Origin of the sequence: Micromonospora parathelypteridis (assembly GCF_014201145.1) — a bacterium.
Lineage (GTDB): Bacteria > Actinomycetota > Actinomycetes > Mycobacteriales > Micromonosporaceae > Micromonospora > Micromonospora parathelypteridis.
This window is the reverse complement of record NZ_JACHDP010000001.1, coordinates 4,350,759-4,377,001: the sequence shown is the minus strand read 5'-3', so window position 1 is coordinate 4,377,001 and position 26,243 is coordinate 4,350,759. Positions and strand designations below refer to the sequence as shown.

General features: G+C 69.8%; 18 protein-coding genes. 5 read left to right on the top strand and 13 right to left on the bottom strand.

The window, feature by feature from the left end; all coding sequences use genetic code 11:
• Position 1: 1 nt before the first annotated feature.
• From HNR20_RS19735 to HNR20_RS19695, 9 genes are all read right to left on the bottom strand, one after another.
• Positions 2–1,171: a glycosyltransferase gene (locus HNR20_RS19735; protein WP_184181966.1), complete on the bottom strand. Its 1,170-nt coding sequence runs from the start codon at positions 1,169–1,171 to the stop codon at positions 2–4.
• The gene (locus HNR20_RS19730) at positions 1,168–2,313 is read right to left on the bottom strand and encodes a glycosyltransferase family 4 protein (protein ID WP_184181964.1); all 1,146 of its coding nucleotides are present in this window, start codon (positions 2,311–2,313) and stop codon (positions 1,168–1,170) included. Before HNR20_RS19730 ends, HNR20_RS19735 begins: the two co-directional genes overlap by 4 nt.
• A gap of 111 nt (positions 2,314–2,424) precedes the next feature.
• A complete protein-coding gene (locus HNR20_RS19725; RefSeq protein WP_184181962.1) occupies positions 2,425–3,168 on the bottom strand; it encodes an MBL fold metallo-hydrolase in 744 nt (247 codons plus the stop codon).
• A 225-nt stretch (positions 3,169–3,393) separates the two neighbouring features.
• Positions 3,394–4,359: a PLP-dependent cysteine synthase family protein gene (locus HNR20_RS19720; protein ID WP_184181960.1), complete on the bottom strand. Its 966-nt coding sequence runs from the start codon at positions 4,357–4,359 to the stop codon at positions 3,394–3,396.
• 11 nt (positions 4,360–4,370) lie between these two features.
• Positions 4,371–4,736, bottom strand: coding sequence for a MoaD/ThiS family protein (locus HNR20_RS19715; protein WP_184181958.1), 366 nt, complete (start codon positions 4,734–4,736; stop codon positions 4,371–4,373).
• A gap of 66 nt (positions 4,737–4,802) precedes the next feature.
• Positions 4,803–5,291, bottom strand: coding sequence for a M67 family metallopeptidase (locus HNR20_RS19710; protein ID WP_184181956.1), 489 nt, complete (start codon positions 5,289–5,291; stop codon positions 4,803–4,805).
• A 52-nt stretch (positions 5,292–5,343) separates the two neighbouring features.
• Positions 5,344–5,844: a DUF2017 domain-containing protein gene (locus HNR20_RS19705; RefSeq protein ID WP_110565540.1), complete on the bottom strand. Its 501-nt coding sequence runs from the start codon at positions 5,842–5,844 to the stop codon at positions 5,344–5,346.
• Complete coding sequence (clpS, locus tag HNR20_RS19700) at positions 5,841–6,131, bottom strand: ATP-dependent Clp protease adapter ClpS (RefSeq protein ID WP_110565539.1); 291 nt, start codon at positions 6,129–6,131, stop codon at positions 5,841–5,843. Before clpS ends, HNR20_RS19705 begins: the two co-directional genes overlap by 4 nt.
• Positions 6,132–6,279: 148 nt before the next feature.
• On the bottom strand, positions 6,280–7,839 hold the full coding sequence (locus HNR20_RS19695; protein WP_184181954.1) for a hypothetical protein: 1,560 nt from the start codon (positions 7,837–7,839) through the stop codon (positions 6,280–6,282).
• Positions 7,840–8,036: 197 nt separating this feature from the next.
• Between HNR20_RS19695 and HNR20_RS19690 the strand changes: the two genes are divergently transcribed.
• From HNR20_RS19690 to HNR20_RS19675, 4 genes are read left to right on the top strand one after another with little or no spacing between them, the layout of a single operon-like run.
• Entirely contained in the window at positions 8,037–10,715 is a 2,679-nt protein-coding gene (locus tag HNR20_RS19690) for a LuxR C-terminal-related transcriptional regulator (protein WP_184181951.1), read from the top strand.
• 16 nt (positions 10,716–10,731) lie between these two features.
• Positions 10,732–12,018 (top strand): nicotinate phosphoribosyltransferase, encoded by a 1,287-nt coding sequence (locus HNR20_RS19685; RefSeq protein WP_184181949.1) that lies wholly within the window; start codon positions 10,732–10,734, stop codon positions 12,016–12,018.
• Between the two features lie 51 nt (positions 12,019–12,069).
• Positions 12,070–12,651 carry an isochorismatase family protein gene (locus tag HNR20_RS19680; RefSeq protein WP_184181947.1) on the top strand — a complete coding sequence of 194 codons (582 nt, stop codon included), beginning with the start codon at positions 12,070–12,072 and terminating at the stop codon, positions 12,649–12,651.
• Between the two features lie 40 nt (positions 12,652–12,691).
• On the top strand, positions 12,692–13,948 hold the full coding sequence (locus HNR20_RS19675) for an MFS transporter (RefSeq protein WP_184181945.1): 1,257 nt from the start codon (positions 12,692–12,694) through the stop codon (positions 13,946–13,948).
• A 234-nt stretch (positions 13,949–14,182) separates the two neighbouring features.
• Here HNR20_RS19675 and ctaD read toward each other — a convergent pair whose 3' ends face one another.
• Both ctaD and HNR20_RS19665 read right to left on the bottom strand, forming a co-directional pair.
• A complete protein-coding gene (gene ctaD / locus HNR20_RS19670; RefSeq protein ID WP_184181943.1) occupies positions 14,183–15,940 on the bottom strand; it encodes an aa3-type cytochrome oxidase subunit I in 1,758 nt (585 codons plus the stop codon).
• Positions 15,941–16,070: 130 nt separating this feature from the next.
• Positions 16,071–17,177 carry an FAD-dependent monooxygenase gene (locus HNR20_RS19665; protein ID WP_184181941.1) on the bottom strand — a complete coding sequence of 369 codons (1,107 nt, stop codon included), beginning with the start codon at positions 17,175–17,177 and terminating at the stop codon, positions 16,071–16,073.
• A 303-nt stretch (positions 17,178–17,480) separates the two neighbouring features.
• Here HNR20_RS19665 and HNR20_RS19660 point away from each other — a divergent pair, with 303 nt between their 5' ends.
• On the top strand, positions 17,481–18,635 hold the full coding sequence (locus HNR20_RS19660; protein WP_184181939.1) for a glycoside hydrolase family 12 protein: 1,155 nt from the start codon (positions 17,481–17,483) through the stop codon (positions 18,633–18,635).
• 124 nt (positions 18,636–18,759) lie between these two features.
• On the opposite strand, the gene HNR20_RS19655 is transcribed toward HNR20_RS19660, so the two are convergent.
• On the bottom strand, positions 18,760–19,368 hold the full coding sequence (locus HNR20_RS19655) for a hypothetical protein (protein WP_184181937.1): 609 nt from the start codon (positions 19,366–19,368) through the stop codon (positions 18,760–18,762).
• Positions 19,368–26,201, bottom strand: coding sequence for an RHS repeat-associated core domain-containing protein (locus HNR20_RS19650; RefSeq protein ID WP_184181935.1), 6,834 nt, complete (start codon positions 26,199–26,201; stop codon positions 19,368–19,370). The genes HNR20_RS19655 and HNR20_RS19650 overlap by 1 nt, the downstream gene beginning before the upstream one ends.
• Between the last annotated feature and the right edge of the window lie 42 nt (positions 26,202–26,243).

Below are 26,243 nucleotides of genomic sequence, written 5' to 3'. Positions count from 1 at the left end.
CCTATGCGGTGCGGTGGGCCACCTCGCTCGGGGTGCCCCGAGGTGCGTTCGCGTCGTGCACCCGGAGGAACCCGGCGACCGCGGCCGGCCACCCGAACTCCTCGGCCCTGGCCCGGGCGAGTCGCCGCCGCTCCACCTCCGGCCGGGCCGCCAGGCGGGTCACCGCCGCGGCCATCGACTCCCCCGAGCCGTGCGCGGCCAGCCCGGCCGCGCCGACCACCTCGGGCAGCGCGCTGGCGGAGTTGACCACCACCGGGGTGCCACAGGCCAGCGCCTCCAGCCCGGCGAGACCGAAGGTTTCCACCGGGCCCGGTGCCAGCACCACGTCCGCGCTGGCCAACAACGCGGCCACCGCGGCACGGTCCGGCAGGAAGCCGGTGAACGTCACCGGCAGCCCTGCCGCCCGACGGGCCAGCGCGCCGCGCAGCGGGCCGTCACCGGCCATCACCAGCACCGCCGGTACGCCCTCCCGGCGCAGCTCGGCCAACGCCTGCACGGCCAGCTCCGGCCGCTTCTCCGGAGACAGCCGGGCGCAGTGCACCAGCAACAACTCGTTGGAGTCGGCGTACCGGGCGCGCAGCCGGGGATCGGCCCGGCCCGGGTGGAAGGTGTCCAGGTCCACCCCGAGCGGCACCAGGTCCACGTTGTCGGCGCCGATCCGGTCGAACTCCTGGGCGGCCCACCTGGTCGTGCAGACGATCCGGTCGTACGCCCGGCTGGTCGCCCGGTTGAGCCGGTCGGCGGTCGGCCGGCGCAACGCGTCCGGCACACCCCACTGGCCGAGCAACCCGGTCAGCGACTCGTGCGACACCATCACCGACGGCACCCCGTGCGCTCGCGCCCACCGGCCCGTCCAGCGCAGCGACAACCGGTCGGAGACCTCCAGCCGATCCGGTGCCAGGTCGACGAGCAGCCGGGCCGACCGGCGTCGATTGGCCAGCAGCCGGTAGCCGCCGCTGCCGGGCAACTCCGGGCCGGGCAGGGTGACCACCCGCCCCCACGGGTACGACTCGTCGGCGGCCCGCTGGCCGGGTATCACCAGCACCGGCTCGTGCCCGGCCTCCCGGTAGCCCTCCCCGAGGTGCCGCAGCGCGGTACGCAGCCCGCCGGAGCGTGCCGTGACGAAGTTGGCGAGCCGCACGATCCGCAGCCCGCCGGCAGCCCCGGTCACGAGGCGGCCGGCAGGCCGACGGTGGTGGCCGCTGCTCGTACCGCGTGGTAGTGCCCGATCAGCTCGTCGCCGACGGCCGCCCAGCTACGCCGACTGACCGCGACCCGTGCGGCCAGCCCGTAGGCCCGCCGCCGGTCGGCGTCGCCGGCCAGGTCGGCTACCGCGGCGGCCAGCGCGTCGCCGTCGCCCGGTGGCACCAGCAGCCCGGTCACACCCTGGTCGACCAGATCGACCGGACCACCGCTGTTCGGTGCCACGACCGGCACCCCGGAGGCCAACGCCTCCTGGATGGTCTGGCCGAAGGTCTCGTGCGGTCCGGTGTGCACGAACAGGTCCAGGCTGGCGTAGAGCCGGGCCAGGTCCTCGCCGTGCTGCACCCCGAGGAAGGTCACCCCGGGCAGTTCCCGGGCCAACTGGCGGCGGGTCGGGCCGTCGCCGGCCACCACCACCCGCACCCCGGGCAGCCGCGACGTCGCCGCCAGCAGCTCCACCCGCTTCTCCGGGGCGAGCCGGCCGACGTAGCCGACCAGCAGCTCACCGCCGGGTGCCAGCCGGTCCCGCAGCGCCGCACAACGCTTGGCCGGGTCGAAGCGGCTGGCGTCCACCCCGCGACGCCACAGCCAGATCCGCTGCACCCCGTTGGCGATCAGGTCGGCGGCGGCACGGGTGGACGGGGCGAGGGTGCGCTGCGCCGAATTGTGGATCTCACGGATCCGGCGCCAGGCCGCCGCCTCACCCCAGCTCACCCGGTACGCCCGCGCGTACGCCGCCACATCGGTCTGGTAGACCGCCACCGTGGGCAGCCCGTGCCGGCTGGCCAGCGTGGCCGCCCGTGCGCCGAGGACGAACGGACTGGCCAGGTGCACCACGTCCGGCTCGGCCGACAGCAGCGCCCCGGTCAACCGGGTGGTCGTCGGCACGCCCAACCGGAAGCCCTGATAGCGGGGCAGCGGCACGCTGGGGATACGCACCACCGGGTACGGCAGCCGGTCGATGTTCTGCCGACCGGAGGCGTGCGGCGACGGCGCGATGACCACCGGCTCGTGGCCGCGCTCAAGCAGGTGCTCCGCCGTCCGCACCACGGAGTGGGCGACGCCGTTCACGTCCGGTGGGAACGACTCGGTCACGATGGCGATCCGCATGCCCACACGGTGCGGGTGCCACGGGTGCGACAGACGACCGTCCGCTGACCGGCCGGCGAACACTACGGCACAACACCGCGGCCCGGCCCGGCCCAACCGGGACGTGCCGGGTCAGATGTCGTAACTGGCGCCGGGCCGGACCACGTCGATCGATCCGGCGTACGCGCCGGCGGCCGATTCCAACGTGTGCGCCTCGCTGCCCCAGGCGGGCACCAGGTGGGTGAGCAACAGCCGACCCACCGCCGCCTTGGTCGCCGCCTCACCGGCCTCGCGGCCGGTCAGGTGCAGGTCCGGCGGATTGTCCATCCCGTCGAGGTAGCTGGCCTCGCAGAGAAAGACGTCGGCGTCCTGGGCCAGCCGCAGCAGCGCTTCGCACGGCGCGGTGTCCGACGAGTAGCACAGCGACCGGCCGCCGTGCTCCAGCCGCACCCCGTACGTCTCGACGGGGTGGTTGACCCGGTCGACGGTGACCGCGAACGGGCCGATCGGGAAGGTGCCGGGCTGAAGGGCGTAGAACTGGTAGACGTCCTCCACGGAGCCGTCGTCGCCGTAGGCGGCGCTGAGCCGGTCCGGTGCTCCGGCGGGCGCGTAGACGGGCAGCGTCGGATAGGGGCCGTCTGGGGCGTACCGGCGCACCACCACGTACAGCACGGCGTCGAACATGTGATCACAGTGCAGGTGCGTCAGCAGGATCGCGTCCGGGGCGTGCAGCCCCGCGTACCGCTGAAGACTGGACAGCGACCCTGAGCCGAAGTCGACCAGGAGCCGGAAACCGTCCGCCTCGACGAGGTAGGCCGAGCAGGGCGACTCGGGGCCGGGGAAGCTGCCGGCGCTGCCAAGGACGGTCAGTCGCATCGAGTTGTCTCGCTGTCACTGTCAGTAGCATTCGTGGTGGCCGTCGCCCCAGCCATGATCTCTACCGACGCGTACGTCACGCTGCGCAGCCTACGCTGGGGTGCCCGGCAGCAAGAATCATCCGACGGAAGTTGTCACGAACGTGACACGTGCTCACGGCACGGCGGGCAGCGTACGGGCCGTCGACGTACATCGACGGCCCGTACCCTTCGATGACCAATTCGGTCAGGCCCAGAGCTGCCCCTCCAGGGCGTCCTCGGCATCGGCGAGCGTCCCGCCGTACGCACCGGTGGACAGGTACTTCCACCCGCCGTCGCAGACCACGAAGGCCACGTCGGCCCGCCGGCCGTCACGGACCGCCTCGTGGGCGACCGCGAGCGCGGCATGCAGGATGGCCCCGGTGGAGAAGCCGGCGAAGATGCCCTCCACCTCCACCAGTTGCCGGGTACGCAGCACCGCGTCCCGGGTGCCGACCGAGAAGCGCCGGGAGAGCACCGAGGCGTCGTACAGCTCCGGCACGTACCCCTCGTCGATGTTGCGCAGGCCGTAAACCAGCTCGCCGTAACGCGGCTCGGCGGCCACGACCTGAATACCCTCGACCTTTTCCCGCAGGTAGCGCCCGGTGCCCATCAGGGTGCCGGTGGTGCCGAGCCCCGCCACGAAGTGCGTGATGGTGGGCAGGTCGTGCAACAGCTCCGGCCCGGTCGTCTCGTAGTGCGCCCGTGCGTTCGCCTCGTTGCCGTACTGGTAGAGCATCACCCAGTCCGGGTGCTCGGCGGAGATCTGCTTGGCGGTGGCGACCGCCTGGTTGGAACCACCCGCCGCCGGCGAAAAGATGATCTCGGCCCCGTACATCCGGAGCAACTGGATCCGCTCGGTCGAGACGTTCTCGGGCATCACACAGACCAGCCGGTAGCCGCGCAACTTGGCCACCATCGCCAACGAGATGCCGGTGTTGCCACTGGTCGGCTCGAGGATCGTGTCACCCGTACGGAGCCGGCCGGCCTCCTCCGCCGCTCGGACCATGAACAGCGCCGCGCGGTCCTTGATGCTGCCGGTCGGGTTCCGGTCCTCCAGCTTGGCCCAGAGCCGCACCGGCGGGGCCCCGTCGGGCACCGTCGGAGAGAGCCGGGGCAGGCCGACCAGCGGCGTACCCCCGCAGGCGTCGAGCAGGCTGTCGTACCGCGCCATGGCGGCCGACCTCAGCGAGCCGCGACGGCGGCGCCGTGCGAGCTGATCGCCGCTGCCGCGGCGCCGTGCGAGCTGATCGCCGCTGCCGCAGCGAAGCCGAACGCGCCGCCGGCCACGGCCGGCAGGATCGTGACGCTGTCGCCGTCGGAGAGCTTGGCGTCCAGCGCGCCGAGGAAACGGACGTCCTCGTCGTTCACGTAGACGTTGACGAAGCGGTGCAGCGTGCCAGCGTCGGTGATCAGCCGGCCACGCAGGCCGCCGTGCCGGGAGTCCAGGTCGGTGAGCAGGTCGGCGAGGGTGTCGCCGGTGCCGTCGACGACCTTGGCGCCGCCGGTGTAGCTGCGCAGGATGGTGGGGATGCGAACTTCAATGGCCATGATGTCGAGCTCCTCGATCGGGTGTGCCTACGGTGACGGGACGAGACGGGTGCGGACGCTGACGGATCAGCGGCCGGAACACTCGTAGTCGACCGTCGCCGGGCTCTGCCCGAACATGTAGGACTGGACGGCATGCGGGTCGACGCCGGCCTCCACGACCCGAACCGGCTCCTCGGTGACCACGCCGTCGACGATCCGGAACGACCGGATCTCCTCCGAGTCCGGTTCGCGGGTCGAGACGAGCAGGTAGTGCGCGCCCGGCTCACCGGCGAAGGAGACATCCGTCCGTGACGGGTACGCCTCGGTGGCGGTGTGCGAGTGGTAGATGACCACGGGCTCCTCGTCCCGGTCGTCCATCTCCCGCCACACCCGCAGGTGCTCCATCGAGTCGAACTCGTAGAAGGTCATCGACCGCGCGGCGTTGTCCATGGGGATGTGCCGGGTCGGGGTTTCGCTGCCGACGAGACCGGCGACCACGCCGCACGCCTCATCGGGGTGATCCCGGCGCGCGTGGGCGACGATCGCGTCGATGATCGACCGGTCGATGCTCAGCACGTGCACCAGCCTAACGCCTGCCGAGCACGGGCCGAAGTGGTGCCGGTCACGGCTAGTCGATCAAGGCGTTGAGCAGCGACTCCTGTAGATACCCGAGGTACGCGTAGACCGAAAGCTGGAATACCCGACTGGAGGCCGGGTCCTCGGCGACCGCGTCGTCCAGTTCCTCGCCCAGATCCGTGCCGTCCTTGATCTCCAGGCGGACGCCCATCGCGAGCCGGGCGTCGTTCAGCGCCCGCAACCACGCCTCGGCCGCCTCGGCGTCCAGCCGCACCTCACCGCCGGCGTCGTCGGGCAGCGCGGCCAGGATCGCTCCCGCCTGATCGATCTTCGCGGTCTTCAGGTCGCCCTCGGTGTAGCGGCGGAACTCGGCGGTGCCGGGCGCGTCCTTCGGGTAGACCGCCGGGAAGAGCCGACCGACGACCGGGTCGGTGTGGTCGAAGCCGTCGGTGAGCAGGCCGACCACCTCGGAGGCGACCTTGCGCAACACCCGCACCTCGTCGACGGCGAAGGTGGCGACGTATCGGCCGGCCTGACGGCGGAACATGCTCATGAGCGGTCCACCGTCGCCCACAGCCCGTACGCGTGCAGCTGCGACGCGTCGTGCTCCATCCGCTCTCGGGCACCGGTGGAGACCACGGCACGGCCCTTGTGGTGCACGTCCAGCATCAGCTGCTCGGCCCTCTCCCGGCTGTAGCCGAAAAGCTTCTGAAAGACCCAGGTCACGTACGTCATCAGATTGACCGGGTCGTCCCACACGATCGTCACCCATTGCCGGTCAGCCGCCGGCACCTCGTCAGTGTCCGGCGTCTCGACCGGTGCAACCTGTGGAGCCGCCATGCCCCCCATCGTGCCACCGGTTTCCCGGAACCGAGGAACCGGAACGCCGGCCCGGCGCGGATCGCCCACACCGGGCACCCCCGACCCGCCCCGGACGTCATCCGACGCACGGTGCGGAGCGGGCCTGGACCGGGGGGCGGCCACGCCGTCAGGCGAGCAGGATGCCGTGATCGACTGCATCGGAGAGCACCGCGCTCAGCGAGAGCCGGATCACTTCGAACCGCCGGGAGATCTCCCGGGACAACCCCAGCTCGACCTCCCGCACCGCGCGTTGGGACCAGGCCCGCGCTGCGCTGTGGTCGTCGTTGCCGGGCATCCGCCACTGCTGCCAGCACCCGCCGGAGAGCGCCACCGCGACTGGCGGAAGCACCTCGTCTCGGGACGCCGTCGGATAGTTGGCGAGGGCGTCGATCGCCTCCGGGCCGGTCAACCCGGCCACCCCGGCCGTGCTGGTGACCAGCAGGACCTTGTCCAACTCATGACCCGGCCGGTGATCGGTCAGGCCGTACTGCACGGCGGTGGCGATCCGCCGTCGCACCCCTTCGGACGGCGGCGCGCCGAGCACCCGGGCCGCGGCGTCGGCCACGATGCCGCGCACCGCGTGGTCGCACTGCGCGGTGGCCAACAGCGACAACGCCGCCATCTCCCGATCCAGTAGGTCGGGAACGCCCGCGCAGCCGACCCCGAACACGATTTCCTGAACCGCCCGCAGGTGGATGTTGGCCAACTCCAGGGCGAGGTGCTGGCGGATCCGCTGGGCACACGAGCGGGTCTGCCGGTCGACCTGCTCGGACCAGCCTCCCGGGTCGGCGGCCACGGCGACCCGACCATGCTGGCCCGGCAGCACCGGCGGATCGGCACTGGCCCGCTGCAGCCCCTCCCCCGACGACCAGCCCACCAGCGCCCGGCGCAGGTCGGCGGCGTGGTCGGCGACGGCATGGGCGTCGACCGGGAACCACCGCGCGCCAGCCAGCGCCGGCACCGCGGCCAGCAGCGCGGCGCGGTGGGCCGCCACGGTCACCGCGGCCGCGTCCACCTCTGTCGCCTGACCCCCGACCGGCGGGACGGACGCCCCCGCGTCCTCCGTCGTCGCCGCACCGTCGGCCGATGGGGCCCAACCTGCCGCGCCGGGAGTGACCGCGAAGACAACCTCCACCGAGGTCGGGGCGACCTCGGCGAGCAGGTTCAGCTCGGCGGCGGCGAACGCCTGGTCGGCGGAGATCACGAAGAGCAGCGCGCCGGCGCGGCCCACCGCGTCGAGCAGCACCCGCCTGCCGGCCGCACCGAGCGTGGCCGTGTCCGGAACGTCGATCAGGGTGAAGTGCCGCAGCAGTGGCTCGGGCACGCTCAGCTCGACCCGCCGGGGCGGACGGGCCAACGCCGGGCCGGCGGCGTGTCGGTCCGCGCCGTACGAGTGCGGCTGGCGGTAACCGGGCACGAACGCCGCCCGGGTGGGCACCTTCGCGTTCCGCACCACCAACCAACTGCCCGCGGGCACGGTGAGCATGACGGGGTCGAGCCCGAGCAGCCGGGCGAGCACGGCGCGCCGCTCGGCACCGGCCGGGCCGACGGCGACCACACCGAGGGGCTCCTCCGGGGCCGGGTCGGTCACCCCGACCCGGGTGGGCAGTGGGCCGCCGCTGGGCAGGTCGGCTGTGCCCACGATGTCGTCCGACGAGTCGATCGAGGGGAGAGGGCCCTGCTTCATCAGGTGGCCTCCCGTGGCAGGTGACCGGACAGCCGGTCGTGTGGGAATTCCGGTGAATGAACCCGGATGCCGGAAGACTACGTGCGGGCCGACAACCAGGTGGAACACCGCGAATACTCACCGGTAATTGTGCGACTACTCAACTTCGTTGGGTGACGGTGCGGGCGCGGACGGATTCCGATCGATATGCTGCGCGAATGAGTCGATGGAAGTTCGTCGGCAGGACCGACGAGCTCAACCGCCTGCTGGCGGCGGTGACCGGCGAGGCTGGCCGTGGGCTCTTCTTCAGCGGCAGCGCGGGCATCGGCAAGAGCCGGCTGCTGCGCGAAGGCGTGAGCGCGTTGCCCACCGAACGGTTCGCGATCTGGTCCATCGCGGCCAGCGCCACCACCGCGGCGCTGCCGTTCGGCGGGCTGGTGCAGGTCCTCCCCGCCGAGCAGCCCCAGGGCCTCTCCCCCGCCGGGATCCTGCGCTGGGCGCTCAACGTGCTGCAACAGCAGGCGGCCGGCCGACGGATCGTGCTCGCGATCGACGACGCCCACCTGCTCGATCCGCCCTCCGCTGCCCTGGTGCACCTGGTCGCCCGCGCCGAGAACGCCACCGTGGTCGGCACCCTGCGCGACGGCGAACAGATTCCGCTGCCGATCCGCGCACTCTGGACCGACGACCTGGTCGAGCACGTCGAGCTGACCCCGATGCCGCACGCGGAGACCGCTGGCCTGCTGGCGGCGATCCTGGGCGGCCCGGTCGACGCCGGCTCCGCCGACCGGCTCGGCAAGCTGTCGGCAGGAAATCCGCTGTTGCTGCGGGAGCTGGTGCACGCCGCCAACGGCAGCGCCGAGTTGAAACGCACGTACGGGATCTGGAAGTGGACCGGGCGACTGGAGCTGGCCCCGAACCTGACCGACCTGATCGACACCCGGGTCGGGAAACTCACCGACGGCGTCCGCGCGGTCGTCGAGCTGGTCGCGTTCGGCGAACCACTCGGCCTGCACCTGCTGAACAAGGCCGCCGACCCGGCCGATGTGGAGACCGCCGAGGAACGCGGGCTGATCAGCGTGGTCCAGCACGACCGACGGACCAACGTCCGGCTGGCTCATCCGCTCTACGGCGAGGTGATGCGCCGCCGCTGCCCGGTCAGCCGCACCCGAAGACTTCAGGCACACCTCGCGGAGCTGCTCGAGCAGGTCGGCAAGCGGCGCCGCGACGACCTGCTGCGGGTCGCGGTGTGGCGGCTCGACTCGGGCACCGCGCAGGACCCCGCGTTGTTGGTGGACGCCGCGGTCCAGGCGTTCACCCGCTACGACGTGCCGTTGGCGACCCGCCTGGCCCGTGCCGCGTTGAACGCCGATGGCGGCTCCGACGCGGCGGAGCTGCTCGCCACCATCCTGATGTTCGCCGACCGGCCCGACGAGGCGATCGAAGTCCTCGACGCGGTGACCCCCGATCCCGGCGACGAGCGGCGGTTCTGCCGCTGGCTGACCGTACGCGGGATGGTCAGTTACTGGGGGCTGAGCCGGCAGTCCACGGTGGAGGAGATCGCGAGCCGGGTCGAGCAGCTCAGCGACTCCGCCGACCGGTCCCGGGTGCACGCCTTCGAGGCGATCATGCGCCTGCACCGACTGGACACGACCACCGCGGTGCGGCTCAGCCAACGCGTACTGGACCGGCCGGCGGCCGGCGTCGCCGCCCGCGAGCTGGCCCGCTGCACCATCGCGTACGTCCAGGCCGCACAGGGCCAGCTGACCCGCAGCGGTACGGCGATCGCCCAGGTGCACTCCGCCGTAGCCAACTGGCGCACCGACATGCCGTACCTGCAACTGGCCCTGGAGCTCGCCCGGGGCACCCGGCTCATGCTCACCGGCGACCTGGCCGGGATCGACGCGATCGTGGCCGACGAGTTCGCCGACCTCGCCGGCGCGGGCGACTTCCGGCTCGGCACCGGCTACCTGGCCATCCTCCAGGCGTACGCGTCCCGTCTGCGCGGGCAGAGCGACGCGTCCATGCGTACCTCGCTCGGTGCCTGTGCGGTGCTGGCGACCAGCCGCGTCTACGCCGGTCTGGCTCAGGCCGAACGCGCCCAGTCGGCGGCGCTGCGCGGTGACGCCGCGCAGGCCACTGCGGCGATGGCCGAAGCGGACCGCACCCACGCGCCAGGCATGGCGGTGCTCTACCCGTGGCTGGAGCAGGCCCGGGGCGCGACGCTCGCCGCGTCGGGTGACCTGCCGGGCGCGGTCAAGCACCTCAGCGACCTGGTGGACCGGCTGCGCTCGGACGGCTTCGCCGGGCACGAGGTGCACGTCCTCCACGACCTCGTCCGGCTGGATCAGGCTGGCATGCCGGTGGGGCCCACCTGTTCCGATGGTGGCCGGCGCACGGTGGCGCAACGCCTGGCCGAGCTCTCCGAGCGGGTCGACGGGGTGCTTCCACCGCTGCTGGCCCGGCACGCCCGCGCCGCGGTGACCGACTCCGCCGCGGATCTGCTCGCGGTCGCCGACGACTACGCCGCGCTGGAGTTGACCGTGTACGCGGCCGAGGCGACCTCCCAGGCCGCGCAGCGGTTGCGCCAGCAGCACTCGCCGGCGGCCAACGATGCCCGGGAACGCCTGGCCGCGTTGCTCGGGCGTTGTGACGTGATCCGGACGCCGGCGCTGCACGCGGGCGCGCCGGTGCTGACCGAGCGGGAGTGGCAGGTGGCCCGCCTCGCCGCGCACGGCGCGCCCAGCCGGGCCATCGCCGAGCGGCTCTACCTCTCGGCGCGCACCGTGGAAAATCACCTCCAGCGGATCTACGCGAAGCTCGGCGTGACCGGCCGGGCCGAGCTGTGGGCCGCGCTGCGCGCGATACCGGGCCACGACGGCGGCGACGCGGACTGAACCTTAGGCTGGGGCGGTGAGCATCAACCACCCCGCGCTGCTGACCGACCACTACGAGCTGACCATGGTCAGCGCGGCACTGAAGGACGGCACCGCCGACCGCCGGTGTGTCTTCGAGGTGTTCAGCCGCCGGCTGCCGAGCGGCCGCCGGTACGGCGTGGTCGCCGGCACGGCCCGGCTGATCGAGCTGATCCGCGACTTCCGGTTCGACCCCGCGGAGGTCGACTTCCTGCTCCGGACCGGGGTGGTCGACGAAACGGCGGCGGCCTGGCTCACCGACTACCGCTTCACCGGCGACATCGAGGGGTACGCCGAGGGTGAGCTCTTCTTCCCCGGCTCACCGATCCTGACCGTCTCCGGCGGTTTCGCCGAGTGTGTGGTGCTGGAGACGCTGGCGCTCTCCGTGCTCAACCACGACTGTGCGGTGGCCGCAGCGGCGGCGCGGATGGTGACCGCCGCGCGAGGTCGGGCGCTGATCGAGATGGGGTCGCGTCGGGCGCACGAGGAGGCGGCGGTGGCGGCGGCGCGGGCCGCGTACCTGGCCGGTTTCCGGTTCACGTCCAACCTCGCCGCCGGCGCGCGCTACGGCATCCCCACGGCCGGTACGGCGGCGCACGCGTTCACCCTGCTGCACGACGACGAGCGGGCGGCGTTCGCCTCGCAGGTAGCCACGCTGGGCAAGGACACGACACTGCTGGTCGACACGTACGACATCAGCCAGGGCATCCGCAACGCGATCGCGGTGGCCGGGCCGGAGCTGCGGGCGGTTCGGATCGACTCGGGCGACCTGGCGGTGATCGCCCAGCAGTCTCGGGAGCTGCTCGACTCGCTGGGCGCCACCGAGACCAAGATCATCGTTTCCGGCGACCTGGACGAGTACTCGATCGCCTCGCTGGCCGCCGAACCCGTGGACATGTACGGCGCCGGCACGGCTGTGGTCACCGGCTCCGGCGCACCGACCGCCGGGCTGGTCTACAAGCTCGTCGAGGTCGAGGGACGGCCGGTGGTGAAGCGCTCCGAGCACAAGGCGACCATCGGTGGCCGGAAGGTAGCGGTCCGACGGCACAAGCCGACCGGCACCGCGACCGAGGAGATCATCGTCCCGCAGGGCGTGCCGGACCGGCGGCCCAACGACCGCATGCTCCAACACTCCTTCGTGGTCGCCGGCGAGCCGGTCACGCTGCCCACCCTCGACGAGTCGCGGGAGCACCTGCGCGAATGCCTGATCTCCATCCCGTGGGAGGGGCTGAAGCTCTCGGCCGGCGACCCAGCCGTGCCGGTAACCGTCGTACCCGCCGAGTGAACTCGTCGAGGACCGCCCCCGCAGAACGACCATGAGGAGAGGGACCCCCCAATGGCCAACGCGCTGATCATCGTGGACGTGCAGAACGACTTCTGCGAGGGCGGCTCGCTGGCCGTCGTGGGTGGCGCCGGGGTGGCCGCGGGCATCTCCCGGCTGCTCGCCGCCGAGCCGGAGCGGTGGGCGCACGTGGTCGCCACCAAGGATTACCACGTCGACCCGGGTGCGCACTTCGGCGATCCACCGGACTTCGTGGAGTCCTGGCCCCGGCACTGTGTGGTTGGCACCACCGGGTCGGAGTTCCACCCCGAGCTGGACACCGGTCGGATCGAGGTGATCTTCCACAAGGGCGAGCACGCCGCGGCGTACTCCGGGTTCGAGGGGCACGCCGACGACGGCGAGTGCCTGGCCGACTGGCTGCGCCGGCACGACGTGGACCAGGTCGACGTGGTCGGCATCGCCACCGACCACTGCGTCCGGGCGACCGCGCTGGACGCCGCCCGCGAGGGCTTCGCGACCACCGTGCTGCTCGAGTTGACCGCCGCCGTCGCACCGGCGACCACCGACGTGGCACTACGTGCCATGGACGGTGCCGGGGTGACCCTGCACGGCCAGCCTGTGATCAGGGCCGCATGAGAGCGTAATTGGTTGGCCATCGGGCCGCCGCCGGTCGAGGATGTCGCCGGAGGTACGGACCCACGTGAACATGAAGCCTTACCGGCGGGCGCTCGCCCTGCCCGGCCTGCGGTCGCTGCTGTTGGTCGCCGTCCTCGCCCGCATCCCGCTCACCGCGACCGGGGTGACGCTGACCTTCCACGTGGTTCTCGACCTCGATCGAGGCTACGGGGCCGCGGGCCTGGTCGGCGCGGCCAGCACCGTGGGCGCGGCGATCGGCGGGCCGCTGCTCGGCCGCCTGGTGGACCGGCGTGGCCTACGCCCTGTCCTGGTGCTCACCGGCATCGCCGAGGCGATCTTCTGGTCCACCGCTCCCTCGCTGCCGTACGCCCTGCTGCTGCCGGCCGCCTTCGTGGCCGGCTCTCTGGCCCTGCCCATCTTCTCCGTGGTCCGTCAGTCGATCGCGGCGCTGGTTCCGGAGGACCAACGCCGCCCGGCGTACGCACTGGACTCGATGTCGGTGGAGCTGTCCTTCATGATCGGCCCGGCGTTGGCAGTGGCCCTGGTCACCGCGATCTCCGCGCAGACCACCATGTACCTGGTCGGCGGCGGCATCGTCGCTGCCGGGATCGCGTTGTGGCTGGTCAACCCGCCGATCCGCGGTGCCGCCGATCCCACCGGCCCACAGCGTCAGGTGCCTCGCCGGGAGTGGCTGAGCCCTCGACTGCTCGCCGTGCTGGCGCTCAGCGCCGCAGCGACCCTGGTGCTCGGCGGCACCGACGTAGCGGTGGTCGCCGTGCTGCGGGCCAGTGGCGAGGTCGGTTGGACCGGCGCGGTGCTGGCCATCTGGGCGGTCGCCTCGCTGGCCGGCGGGTTCGCCTACGGGGCCGTCCACCGCTCGTTCTCCCCGCTTGCGCTGACCGCTGCGCTCGCCCTCTGCACCATCCCGGTCGGGTTGGGCGGCGCGCACTGGTGGCTGCTGTGCCTGGCGCTGATCCCGGCCGGCGCGCTCTGCGCGCCGACCATCGCGGCCTCCTCCGACGCGGTCAGCCGCCTGGTTCCGGCCGAGGTACGCGGTGAGGCGATGGGCCTGCACGGTTCGGCGGTCACCGTCGGCATCGCGATCGGCGCACCGCTCGCCGGCGCGGTGATCGACGCGAGCGCGCCGCTCTGGGGCTTCGTGGTCACCGGCGCGCTCGGCGCGGTGGTCACCCTCGTGGTGCTCCCGATCGAGCTGCGCCGCCGCCGTAACGCAGCAACGGCAACAGCGGCCCTGCCCCCGCCCGTCGAGGCGGATCTCACCCCCGCTGCCCGCTGACGGCAGACGCCGGGTGGCCGCCCTCGGCCGGCGTGCACCCTGCTGAGCGGCATACCTCCGGGCCACGAACATGACCCACCGGTACACCGCTCATCAGGAACATCACCGGGGATCAGGCCGCACGAGACCAGGCCGCACCGCAGGCAGGATGGACCGAGCCGGACCGCACACGGCGACGGGCGCCGCTCCCGGAGTTCCCGGTGGCGGCGCCCGTCGTACGGCTGAGCTTGAGCGTCAGTGCCGATCGATGTCGCTTGCGATGTCCTCGCGGTAGCTGGCCCCGCCGTCCGACTCGCTGGTGAGCGGCTTGGCGCCGCCCTCCGGCGGGCCGGCCAGGCTCTGGCCGGCAGCCAGCTCCGGGAACTTCGCGTCGAACGCCGGCCGCTCGGAGCGGATGCGGGGCATCCGGTCGAAGTTGCGCAGCGGCGGCGGGCTGCTGGTCGCCCACTCCAGCGAGTTGCCGTGACCCCAGGGGTCGTTCACCTCGACCACCGGGCCGGTCTTGTACGACTTCCAGCAGTTGTAGATGAACGGCAGCGTGGAGATACCGGTGATGAACGCGCCGATCGTGGAGATCGTGTTCAGCGTGGTGAAGCCGTCGCTGGGCAGGTAGTCGGCGTACCGACGGGGCATGCCCTCGTTGCCGAGCCAGTGCTGCACCAGGAACGTGGTGTGGAACCCGATCATGGTGAGCCAGAAGTGCACCTTGCCCAGGCGCTCGTCGAGCATCCGGCCGAACATCTTCGGGAACCAGAAGTAGATGCCGGCGAAGACCGCGAACACGATCGTGCCGAAGAGCACGTAGTGGAAGTGCGCCACCACGAAGTACGAGTCCGACACGTGGAAGTCGATCGGCGGGCTGGCCAGTAGCACACCGGTGAGACCACCGAAGAGGAAGGTGACCAGGAAGCCGACCGCCCAGAGCATGGGCGTCTCGAAGCTGATCTGGCCCCGCCACATCGTGCCGATCCAGTTGAAGAACTTCATACCGGTCGGCACGGCGATCAGGTAGCTGAGGAAGCTGAAGAACGGCAGCAGCACCTGGCCGGTGGCGAACATGTGGTGCGCCCAGACGCTCATGGAGAGCGCGGCGATCGCGACGGTCGCGGCGACCAGACCCTTGTAGCCGAAGATCGGCTTGCGGGAGAAGACCGGGATGACCTCGCTGATGATGCCGAAGAACGGCAGCGCGACGATGTAGACCTCGGGATGCCCGAAGAACCAGAACAGATGCTGCCAGAGCATCGGCCCACCGGTTGCCGCGTCGTACACGTGGGCGCCGAGGATGCGGTCCGCGGCGAGCGCGAAGAGCGCGGCGGCCAGCAGCGGGAAGACCAGGATCACCAGAAGGCTGGTGACCAGGATGTTCCACGTGAAGATCGGCATCCGGAACATGGTCATACCGGGTGCGCGCAGGGTCAGCACCGTGGTGATCATGTTCACCGCGCCGAGGATGGTGCCCAGGCCGGAGATGGCCAGACCCATGATCCACATGTTGGCGCCGACGCCGGGCGAGTGCTCGACGCTGCTCAGCGGCGCGTACGCGAACCAGCCGAAGTCAGCGGCGCCACCCGGGGTGAGGAAACCGGCGGTCGCGATCGTGCCGCCGAACAGGTACAGCCAGTAGGCGAAGCTGTTCAGACGGGGGAAGGAAACGTCGGGCGCGCCGATCTGGATCGGCACGATGTAGTTCGCGAAGGCGAACACGATCGGCGTCGCGAAGAACAGCAACATGATCGTGCCGTGCATCGTGAAGAGCTGGTTGTACTGCTCGGGCGACAGGAACTGCAGCCCGGGTCGGGCCAGCTCAGCCCGCATGATCAGGGCCATCAGGCCACCGATCATGAAGAACACGAACGCGGTGATCATGTACATGATCCCGATTTGCTTCGCGTCCGTGGTTCGCAGCAGCCGCGCGATGGCCGACCCCTTGACCGGCTCCCGGACCGGCCAGGGCCGGGTCACGACCGGCTTGGGTGCGACGGTGGTCACGAGTGGCCTCCGGTTCTCGGTTGTCCCGCTCGGCACACGCTGGTTATCGGCGGGCCGTCATCCGCAAGGAGGATAGTCCCCGGCAGGTCGCAGCACCGCGTGGGGTGGCGTGACACGATCTCCAACGGGGCTACAGCGGGCCGAGCAGGAGCCGGTAGTGCTCCCCGAAGATCCGGCCGCCGCGTCCGCGCAGCAGCGGGTCGCGCAGCGCCGGCGGCACGTCCCTGGTCCGGTTGCGGTCCCGGGTCCGGTCCCGCACCCATCGGGTACGCGGACGGCGACGACTCTCGTACGCCACCAGAGCCGCCTCCACACTGCTGGCGGCCCGCAGCGATTCCGCCAGCACCACGGCGTCCTCCAGTGCCATCGCCGCACCCTGGGACAGCGTGGGCGCGGTGGCGTGCGCAGCGTCGCCGACCAGCAGCACCCTGCCCCGGTACCAGCGGCCCAACTCCACCTCGTCGGTGATCCCGACGTGCACCCCGTCGAGTGCCGCCAGCACCTCGGGCACCGGGCCGCGGTAGTCGGCGAAGAGTTCGCGCAGCCGGGTCAGCGGGTCGGTGGGCGCCTCGGTGCCGGCCTCGTCGGCGTAGAGGTGCAGCCGCCCGGCGCCGATCGGCACCATCAGGAACCCGGAGCGCCTGCCGAGCAGGGCGGTCCACTCGGTGACCGGTGGGCCGTCGCGCAGCACGGCCCGGTAGACCACCTGACCGACCGGGCGGGGCGGCCCGCCGAGCGCGGCCAGGGCGCGGACCGAGGAGCGCGGGCCGTCGGCGCCGATGACCAGGTCGTACTCGGTGGTGGTGCCGTCGGTGAAGGTGACCCCGACCGCGCGCGGCAGCAGCTCCAGGGTGCGGACCTCGGCGCCGTGCCGGACGGCGCCGCCGGCGCCGCTGAGCAGCACCCGGTGCAGGTCGGCTCGGGGCAGCGCCCGGCATTCGCCGACGCCGGCCCAGAGGGTGTCGAGGTCCACCTCGCAGAGTGGCGCGCCGGTGGAGTCGAAGAAGTGCTGCCGATGGATCACCTGCCCGAGTGGGCGGACCGGGTCGTGCAGACCGAGCTGGTGCAGCGCCCGGGCGGCGTTGCCGGGCAGGTAGAGGCCGGTTTCGGTGGACTCCCCCGGTGGCAGCTTGTCCGTGACGTCCGGCCGGAAGCCCGCCAGGCGCAGCGCCCGGGCCACGGCCAGGCCGGCGATGCCCGCGCCGACGACGAGGATGCGCAGGGGGGAGCCACCCATGGTGGTGTACGCCTCCGGAGGGGGAGCGGAACGCGTTGGAGGCAACACGCTACTCGGAGCAATCGGCGCACACCAGGCCCGATCGGCCCGCGCGGAGTCACTCGTCGGTGACCCGTACCGCTTGGCCGGCTGCCCGTCGCCGCCCGTCCGGCGGGGGCATGGCAATCCTCACATTTGGCCAGTTCGACGCGTACGGTTGCGCCCCGGTTTCAGACATGTAAATGTGTCATTGAGCGTGGGAGCGCTCCCGCACCTGCCGACCACCGTCCGGCGCCCGGGCACGCGCCGCAGTCAAGGAGCGTCATGAAACGTCCACTTCGGGCCTTGGTCGCCGCCGGCCTGCTGCTCAGCGGCTCGCTCGTCGCCGTGGCCCTCGGCGGCAACGCCTCCGCCGACACCCAGATCTGCGAACAGTACGGCTCGACAGTCATCCAGGGCCGCTACGTGGTGCAGAACAACCGCTGGGGCACCACCGCCCAGCAGTGCATCAACGTCACCAGCACCGGCTTCGAGATCACCACCCTGAACGGCAGCAGCCCGACCAACGGCGCACCGACGGCGTACCCCTCGGTGTTCTTCGGTTGTCACTACACCAACTGCTCCCCCGGCACGAACCTGCCGATCCAGGTGTCCCAGATCAGCAGCGCCACCAGCAGCATCTCCTACCGCTACGTGAGTGGCGCCACCTACAACGCGTCGTACGACATCTGGCTGGACCCGTCACCCAAGCGAGACGGGGTGAACCAGATGGAGATCATGATCTGGCTCAACCGGCAGGGCCCGATCCAGCCCATCGGCTCGGTGGTCGGCTCGACGACCCTGGCCGGCCGGACCTGGGAGGTGTGGCGGGGCAACAACGGCGGGAACAACGTCATCTCCTACGTCGCGCCGTCGGCGATCACCAGCCTGAACTTCAGCGTGCTGGACTTCATCAACGACGTCCGCAACCGGGGCGCGATCACCAACTCCTGGTACCTGACCAGCGTCCAGGCCGGCTTCGAGCCCTGGCAGGGTGGCGTCGGCCTCGCGGTGACCTCGTTCTCGGCCGCGGTGAACGGCGGCGGTACGCCGCCCACCACCGCGCCGCCGACGACCGCGCCCCCGACCACCCCGCCGCCGACCACGCCGCCGCCGGGTGGCGCGGGCTGCGCGGTGAAGTACACGGCGAACTCCTGGAACAACGGCTTCACCGCCGACGTGCAGATCACCAACACCGGGTCCAGCGCGATCAACGGCTGGACGCTTACCTACAGCCTGCCCAGCGGGCAGCAGGTCACCAACGCCTGGAACGCCACGGTGAGCCAGAGCGGATCCACGGTGACCGCTCGGAATGTCGGCCACAACGGGTCCGTCGCACCCGGCGGCACGGCGAGCTTCGGGTATCAGGGCACCCTGAGCGGGTCGTACTCGTCCCCGACCAGCTTCTCGCTCAACGGGGCTAGCTGCTCAAGGAACTGACAGGACCACCACCGACGTTGGGGGCGTGACCATCCGGTCACGCCCCCACAGTGACGCCGCCGCCCGGTTGGTTAACCCGAGAACTCGATGTCAAGACCAGTTGGCGGACACTCCATCGATCTGCCTACCCGAGTACCGTCGGTCGGATAACCGCAGCCTCCTCGATCAACTCCCCGTATGCCTCTCGGTTCATCGGCTCCACGGAAATCCTGGCAGCGGTCGAGTGCAGGAACTCGATTACTCGGTCAAGCTGCACCTGCAGTTCGCTGCCACCCCGCGGCACAGGAGAAAATTCGACATCATAACCCTGGACGTCCAGCGAAACCACCATCGGGTTTATTACGTATTGAATCCAGATCGGCTTGAAATCACGGCCACCAAGCGTCGATGCCGCAACCAATGCAGCGTCAACGCAGGTTAGCGCATCTTGCGCGTAACTGCTCCAGGGTGAGTCGAGTTCGTGCCCATTCGGCCCGGAGTCTAGGAGACGCTGGCGGAGTTGAAGGTGGTCGCCTTGGGCAGAACCACCCTCAACGAACCCTGGAATTAGGTCGAGAGCCACCCTGGCATCAGGGAAGGTCCACTTAGCCGACGTCCGCCGCTCAACCTCGTTCAGCAGGGGCATCAATGCCTCGGCGCAGGCACCGAACAGGGCTGACTTCAGACGCAACGAAAGCGGCTCCACAGCAAAGGTGAGCTCTTGAACCGTTGATCCAAGGTCGAAGTTGGCCATCAGTTGTGCTCGATTCCCAGGGCGTCCATCTGCCCCGCACAGTTATGCCTGTCGGCGCCGCACGCACCTTGGTTGTCACTTGCCACACGCTTCAGCGGAGGGTCGAAGAGGTTTTGATTATCGGCCAACAGATCCTCCTCGGCGTGGTTTCCCTTGTTATCTTTGACAACCCTAATATTCAGCTTCTTGGCCATGTTCTTCATGCCAGCATCAAGGCCGTTACTAGATCCGACAGTCAGGTTACCAGCCTCATCCTGACCCACCGCGATCACTCTGCTGTTGATAGCCTGGGGGCTATCGCCGGCCTCGCGGATCTGCTGGGCATAGCCCTTGAGGGTCGGGACATCACAGGCTTCATTGTTGTTGTGGACGAGTACTGAGCCGGCACCCAGGCCTACAAAATACGTGTGAGTGACGTCCACCGTCAGGTCGTACATGAACTTAGCGCCCCAGTAGGAGCGAGCACTCACCACTTCAACAGGCAACCCGTCGAGCTGTCGGAGCTTCTCGCCCGCCCGGAGCCGACCTGCCTCCACCCAACCACCCCGGTCATTACTCCAAACGGGGTGGTTTTGAGTGGTTTCCAGAAGTTTCCGCTTTCCACCGACCGAAATTACTAGGTCGGCCAGAAACACGTCGCGGTTAATGTGAGTCGCAACAATGGGGTGCGGCTTAGATTTTCCGCTCCCGATATCTGCAGTTATTACTACGTCGCCTGGCTGCAATTTCTCGATGGGTCGGGTAGACCCGTCGGCCAGCAAGACAAGAGTGCCTGCAGCAAAGCTGTGGCAAGCCTTGCTGAGAAGCGTCTTCGCACCGTCAATCAGGTCACCCAGGAGGCCCTTGGCTCTGCTGGCGAGATTGGCGAACTTCTTCCATTTCCACGGGGCTCCGTACCTCGCTGCAAGCTTGCCGAGCGCTCCACCCAAAGCAGAGGACGCGACGTTAACGGCAGTATTAAGACACCCCCCCATGTCGCCCTTGGTGAAGCAGTCCAAGGCATCAGTAATACCCAGCTCGTCCATCATGATCTTGGCGAGAGCCTTGGCAGCATTGAGCAGCTTCTGCTTGGCCCGCGCGATGCGCGCCTGACGCTCCTTCTCTGCCGCGGCAGCAGCCGCCCGAGCCTTGTCTGCCTCGCTCGCGCGGGGGTTGTTCCAGACATTCTTGGTCGGCTCGTCCGGGTCGTACGCGCCCGAGCACCCACCACAGCCGTCGTTGTGCCCCTTGACGTCGTGGTAGTTGCCGTACATGTCCTCGTAGTCGGCACCGGGACCGCAGGCGTCGTCGGAGCACGCCTTGAGACCGTCGGGGTCGGAGAACGAGATCGGGTTGTTGTTGGCGTACGCGTACCCGTGCATCTGCTGCGGGTCGTTGACGTCGATGATCGGGTCAACTGAGATGAACCGGCCGGTGACCGGGTCGTACTCGCGGGCGCCGATGTTCACCAGGCCCGTGGTCGAGTCCTGGTTGCCGTTGACGAAACCCTTCTCCGTCGGCCATTGCCCCGGTGACGGCGGCGTGCCACGGGCCTCACCGAACGGCGTGGTCCGCCGGTGCACGATCGCACCGTTCTCGTCGACCGTCGCCTGGCCCGTGCCGTGGTGGTCGGAGGCGACGTAGTGCAGACCGTTGATCTTGCGGACGATGGTGCCGCCGCCGGGCAGGGAGTAGTAGCGGGTGCCGTCGGTCGCCTTGGTGGTGTGGTCGAGCCGGATCTCCATGCCCGGCAGGTAGAGGGTCGTCGCCGTCGGCTCCTTGCGGAGCATCCGGGAGCCGTCGACGTCGTACAGGAAGCTGGTCTTCTTGCCTGCGGCGTCGGTGACGGACTCAAGGTTGCCCTCGGCGTCCCACTTCAGGGTCTGGTCCTCGCCGACCTTCGTTCGACGCGTCGTGTTGCCTGCGGCGTCGTAGCCGTACTCGTGGAGCTTCGACCCCGCCGACGTCGTCTCGGTCATCGACTTGAGGGTGTGCGGCTGCGGCTGACCCGCGGCCGGGTAGGTGTAGGCGCGCTCCTTGATCGAGGTGCCGTTCGCGGCGAACTGCGACTCGGTCTTGCGGTTGCCGACCACGTCGTACGTGTAGGCGTGGTGGTACGGGGCCACTCCACCCACACCCGTCGTCGACGGGCCTCCGGCGCACGGGTCGGTGGCGGTGCTCGCCGACGTCCACGCCCGGTCCATCCGGCGCAGGTAGTCGTAGGTGAAGCACTGCACGTCCCGGGTGCTCGAGGGCGTGTCGGCGATCTGGGTGATGTTGCCGGAGTCGTCGTAGCTGTAGCGAGCGTCGATGTCGATGATCGGCGCGCCGCTGCGGTCCAACCGCTGGTTGGTCAGACGCTTGGAGCCCTGCTCGTACCCGTAGGTCGACCAGACCTTGTTCTCACCGAGCTTCGCCTCGGTCTGGATGACCTCACTGGTGGCCGAGTAGTCGACGTCCGTCAGGTACGGCACGTCGCCCTCGGTCGCGGTCAACCGCTCCATGCCGTCGTACGTGTAGGCGATGCTCTCGATCGGCAAGCCTCCACCGCCGGACATGCCCGTCGCTGCGACGGTGCCGTCCTGGTTGTACTCGGCCGCGAAGCTGTAAATTCCGGCGAGTTCGGTACCGGCGTGCTCGGGCACCTGGTAATCGGTGTTGTGCGGTCGGTAGAACTCGTCGTAGCCGGTGTAGTAGGTGGCGTACTCGGCCCCGTCGACCCATCGGCTCGTCATGGACAGCGTCCCGAGCTTCTGGAAGTCGTACAACCAGCTACTGAGGAGCGTGCCGGTCTCGGCGGTCCCCTTGTAGGTGGCGGTCGTCCGGCCGATCGCGTCGTAGGTGGTGCTGATCGTCTCCTGCACACCATTCGTGGTGCTGGTGAGCCGGTCCAGCTTGTCGTAGGTCATCGTCGACGTACCCGCATCCGGGTCGATCGACTTGACCTTGCGGCCGAGCTGGTCGTACTCGTGCTTCCAGACGTTGCCGGCGGGGTCGGTGACCGTCGCGAGCTGCCCGGAGCGGTTGTAGGTGTAGGCCGTCTTGTCGGAAGCCCCCGTCGGCTCAGCGCCCTTGTACTGCAGCAGCTGGGTCGTCTGCCCGATGGCGTTGGAGATCGTCGTGGTGGGGGTGCCACCCTCAGGCGGGTCGACCGAGACACGGTCGCCGCCGTACGTGGTGCTGGTGCGCCACTTCTCGTTGCCCGCTACCGCGAAGATCTCCGCCTTGACCCGGTCGGCCCCGTCATAGACGTAGAGCGTCTGACCGTCGACCTCGCCATTGCGGGCGGGGAAGATGGCGTCGCTCGGAGCACCGGCGGCGTTGTAGGTCGCGTACGTCTTGTCCAGGTTGCCGGTCGCGGTGTAGAAGGTGTCCGCGATCATCCGGGTGCCGTTGGGCCCCTCGGTCTGCACCTGACGCGGGCGCAGCAGACCGTCGTGCAGCTTGTACTCGACGCTGTACGAGCCGTCGTTCTGCCGCTTCTCGGTCTTGACCGCGACCGGCTTGTCGGTGCGGATCAGGTAGGTGTACTTGATGCTCGGGCTCAGACCCGTGGCACCGGTACGGTCCGGCATCCACACCTTGGCCAGCCGACCCAGCGCGTCGTACTCCAACTGGCTGACCAGGTTGTTCGGGTCGGTCTGCTTGACCGGGCTGCCCCAGGCCGTGGCGTACTCGGTGGTGGTGATGTGTCCGAGCGGGTTGGTCTCGACCACCTTGGTGGTGAGACCGTTCGTCTCGGTGTACTCGGTGGTGGTGGTCTTGCCCATCGCGTCGGTCGCGGTGAGCGGCCGACCGTACGCGTCGAAGGTTCCCGACGCGGCGGTGAGGTAGGTGGCCGTAGTGCCGTTGTGGCTCGCCAGCCGCTCCGACGACGTCGGGTTGCCCAGCGTCGGCGCCACCCCGAAGGCCTTGCCGTCGTAGAGGGTCCGGGTGTCGGAGATGACCTGGGTCTTCCGGTCCACCGGTGAGGTGGCGCACGCCACCGACAACGACTCGGTCCGGCCCACCAGGCTGTACAGGTGGATGCTGGGGTTGTCCGCGTAGGTGGTGGTGTTGCACGCCTCGTCGCCCGCGACGTCGACGTCGCCAAGGTTCTCGGTCGTGGTGACCCGACCGAAGTCCGTCTCGAAGGACGAGATGTTCTTGGTCTCCCGCCAGCCGCCAGCGGCGAGCGCGACGAAGTTCTGGGTCACCGAGGTGTTGGTGAACCAGGCCTTCTTGGCACCCCAGCTGTGCGACTCGGTGGCGGTGTTGTGCCGCCACGGCGTAGCGATGCTGCGGCTCACCACGGACGCGCCGTCGTAGACGGTGCTTTCCAACTGGTGGCCGGAGAACTCGTCGTAGTCGACGTGCGCGACACCAGCAGAGTCGGTCACCCGGACGTCCCGGGTGTCGGTGCTGCTCGGGATCTTGTCGCCATGCATGCCGCGCAGATAGCGGTACTCGGTCTTGGTGGTCTGGGTCTGGCCGTTTCCGACGGTGACGATGACCTTGCCGTAGCCCCGCCACTCACTCCAGGTGAGGTCCTTCGGGTCGGAAATCCCGTCGGGTTCGGCCTTCCGCCAGGCGGCGCCGTCCTTGTAGTCGTACTTGGTGACCATGTCCGGTGCCCCACCGGTGCGGTCGGTTTCGACGACTGCGGCGACCACGTACTTGAAGAACCAGTCGGTGATCGGGTCGCCGCTGCCGTACGGGTTCCACTTGACGGGGTAGCAACGCTGCGTGCTGTTTCCCTCGGTCGGCAGCGTGCTCTTGGTGCAGTCCGGGTCGGCGTAGTTGACGTCGATCTGGCCGCCGGTGTCCGTCCAGACGGTCGCGAGACGGGGCCGGACCAGCGGACCGATGTTGTCGTCGTCCCGGTCGACCCGGTTCGGCAGCTGGAGGTTACCCAGTTCCACGGAAGGCATGGCGATGTCCGTGCCGTACAGACCGGTGTGGGTGATCTTGTGCAGCCAGAGGGTGCGGGAGGCGTCACCGTTGTCGAGGAGCTGGTGGTCGAGCTTCCAGGTGTCGACCGGCGCCCAGCCGCTGCCCTCCCGGATCTCGGTGGTGATGTCGGTCAGGCGAGCCCGGGTCCAGAAGGTCGGGGTGATCTGGTCGAGCTTGCACTTGGTGTCTTTGTTGCAGTTGCGGTCGAAGGGCACGTCCGGCCAGTACGGCGCGGTGGTCGTGTTCAGATCCTGCGGGTCGCAGTCGATGGAGCCGGTCGCCAGGCACCGCTCCTTGACGTCGAACCGCACCCGGGCCGGAGCGTTGGTGGTGTAGACCGCGTTGTGCCGCTGCCCGTAGTCGATCCGCTTGAGGTAGCCGCCGCGGTGGTAGGCCACACCGTTGACATCGGTGCGCTTGCCCCGGGCGTAGTAGTTCGTCTCGGGCGTGTAGAAGTAGGAACTGACGTTGCCGTAGCGGTCCTTGACGTAGTCGAGGCTCCACCGCCACGCCTGGTTACAGTGCGAGGCCGTGAAGCCGCCCGTCGGGTTGTTGCAGGGTTCCTTGGCGTCGTCGCCGTAGACCGGCAACGTCCAGGTCGACCCGGTGACCTCCTTGTTTGTGGTCCAGCCCGGGAGCTTGTTCAGGCCGAAGAAGTACTCCGTGCCGTCGGTCGTGGTGACCTTCCAGTGCTCACCGTCATCGTCGCCGTTGTCGGCGCCGGTGAAGCGCTCCACCTTCGAGCCGTCATCGGTGGCGAACTTCCAGGTGTCGCCGCTCTTGACCAGCTCGGTGGACTTGCCGTTGAGCAGGATGGTGGCGTTGTCGTACGCCCAGCACTGGTCGGCGTACTGGTCCTGGCCGTCCTCGGCGCAGGACTTGTAGCGGCGCTCGATGTGCCCTGGCTCGTAGTTGAAGCCCTCGCCCAGCCAGGAGCCCTGGTTGTTGGTCGTGGCGGTGCGGCCGTCGACCGACTGCGAGGAGTACGCGAGGGTGATGCCCGGAGCGCCGCCGCCCGGAACCGGAGGCGTGCGCAGCGGGTAACTCCAGGAGAACCCACCGGTGGACGGCGCCACCGACCACTTCGACGATGGGGCGAGCTTCGTCGCCCCGTAGTCGCCCTGGGAGGAGGATTCGGTAGCGGCCAGCGCGAAGGTCGTACCCGTCGCGGCAGCGCTCACCGTGGCGAAGACCGTGCGCGACTCACCGTCGTTGACGGTCGGCACCGGTTCCGCCGCGCAGCCGGTCTTCTCCGGGGTGGTCAGCGCACACTCCGGCAGTTTCACCAGCTTCAGGCGCGAGCCGAAGTCGCCGCCGAATGCGCCGGCCAGGCCGTCGTAGCTGACGCCGAGCTGAACGTCGCCAGCACCTTGCTGGCCGTCGGCGCGGTTCACCCGTACCAGCGGGCCGTCGACCCTGGCCCGCTCGGATGCCGCACGGTCGAGCACCTCGACGCGTACCTTGGCCGGTGCGGGAGCCGGCGACGTGCCGGCTTTCTTCGCAGGGTTGGCGACGGCCGACACCGACACCGCCAGGCCGCCGGCCTTGCCGGTCGCGGCCGGTCCCGGGGTCGCTGACGAAGCGGCGGTACGCGTGCGGGCCTGGTCGGGTACGCCGGCGGGCGGGGCGGGTATCGCGATCTCGGTGGCTCCCGCCGCCGGCCAGGTGACCTTGGCGGGCGTGGTCGTGGCCGGGGCCGCGGCCGGATTGGGCGTACGCGGCTTCACGCCGAGCGGTGCACGGTTCGGAACGGTCTTACCGACGTCGGTCGCCGTCGGACGTTTGCGCTCGGCGGCAGCCGATGCGGGGGCGTTGACGACCTGGATGACGCTTGCGCACATCACGACGGTCATCGCCCAGGACACTGGTCGCACCACCCGGCGCTGCACCGCGCCGGACGTGCCCATAAATCGGGAGAACATCCACCCTCCCCAGGGTTGGTTGGACACAGGGCATGAGGCATC

Bases quoted from the DNA above. Each gene is read 5' to 3' on its own strand.
- HNR20_RS19730 (WP_184181964.1), bottom strand. From the start codon at position 2,313: ATGCGGATCGCCATCGTGACCGAGTCGTTCCCACCGGACGTGAACGGC.
- HNR20_RS19725 (WP_184181962.1), bottom strand. From the start codon at position 3,168: ATGCGACTGACCGTCCTTGGCAGCGCCGGCAGCTTCCCCGGCCCCGAG.
- HNR20_RS19720 (WP_184181960.1), bottom strand. From the start codon at position 4,359: ATGGCGCGGTACGACAGCCTGCTCGACGCCTGCGGGGGTACGCCGCTG.
- HNR20_RS19715 (WP_184181958.1), bottom strand. From the start codon at position 4,736: ATGGCCATTGAAGTTCGCATCCCCACCATCCTGCGCAGCTACACCGGC.
- HNR20_RS19705 (WP_110565540.1), bottom strand. From the start codon at position 5,844: ATGAGCATGTTCCGCCGTCAGGCCGGCCGATACGTCGCCACCTTCGCC.
- clpS (WP_110565539.1), bottom strand. From the start codon at position 6,131: ATGGCGGCTCCACAGGTTGCACCGGTCGAGACGCCGGACACTGACGAG.
- HNR20_RS19695 (WP_184181954.1), bottom strand. From the start codon at position 7,839: ATGAAGCAGGGCCCTCTCCCCTCGATCGACTCGTCGGACGACATCGTG.
- HNR20_RS19690 (WP_184181951.1), top strand. From the start codon at position 8,037: ATGAGTCGATGGAAGTTCGTCGGCAGGACCGACGAGCTCAACCGCCTG.
- HNR20_RS19680 (WP_184181947.1), top strand. From the start codon at position 12,070: ATGGCCAACGCGCTGATCATCGTGGACGTGCAGAACGACTTCTGCGAG.
- HNR20_RS19675 (WP_184181945.1), top strand. From the start codon at position 12,692: ATGTCGCCGGAGGTACGGACCCACGTGAACATGAAGCCTTACCGGCGG.
- HNR20_RS19665 (WP_184181941.1), bottom strand. From the start codon at position 17,177: ATGGGTGGCTCCCCCCTGCGCATCCTCGTCGTCGGCGCGGGCATCGCC.
- HNR20_RS19660 (WP_184181939.1), top strand. From the start codon at position 17,481: ATGAAACGTCCACTTCGGGCCTTGGTCGCCGCCGGCCTGCTGCTCAGC.
- HNR20_RS19655 (WP_184181937.1), bottom strand. From the start codon at position 19,368: ATGGCCAACTTCGACCTTGGATCAACGGTTCAAGAGCTCACCTTTGCT.
- HNR20_RS19650 (WP_184181935.1), bottom strand. From the start codon at position 26,201: ATGTTCTCCCGATTTATGGGCACGTCCGGCGCGGTGCAGCGCCGGGTG.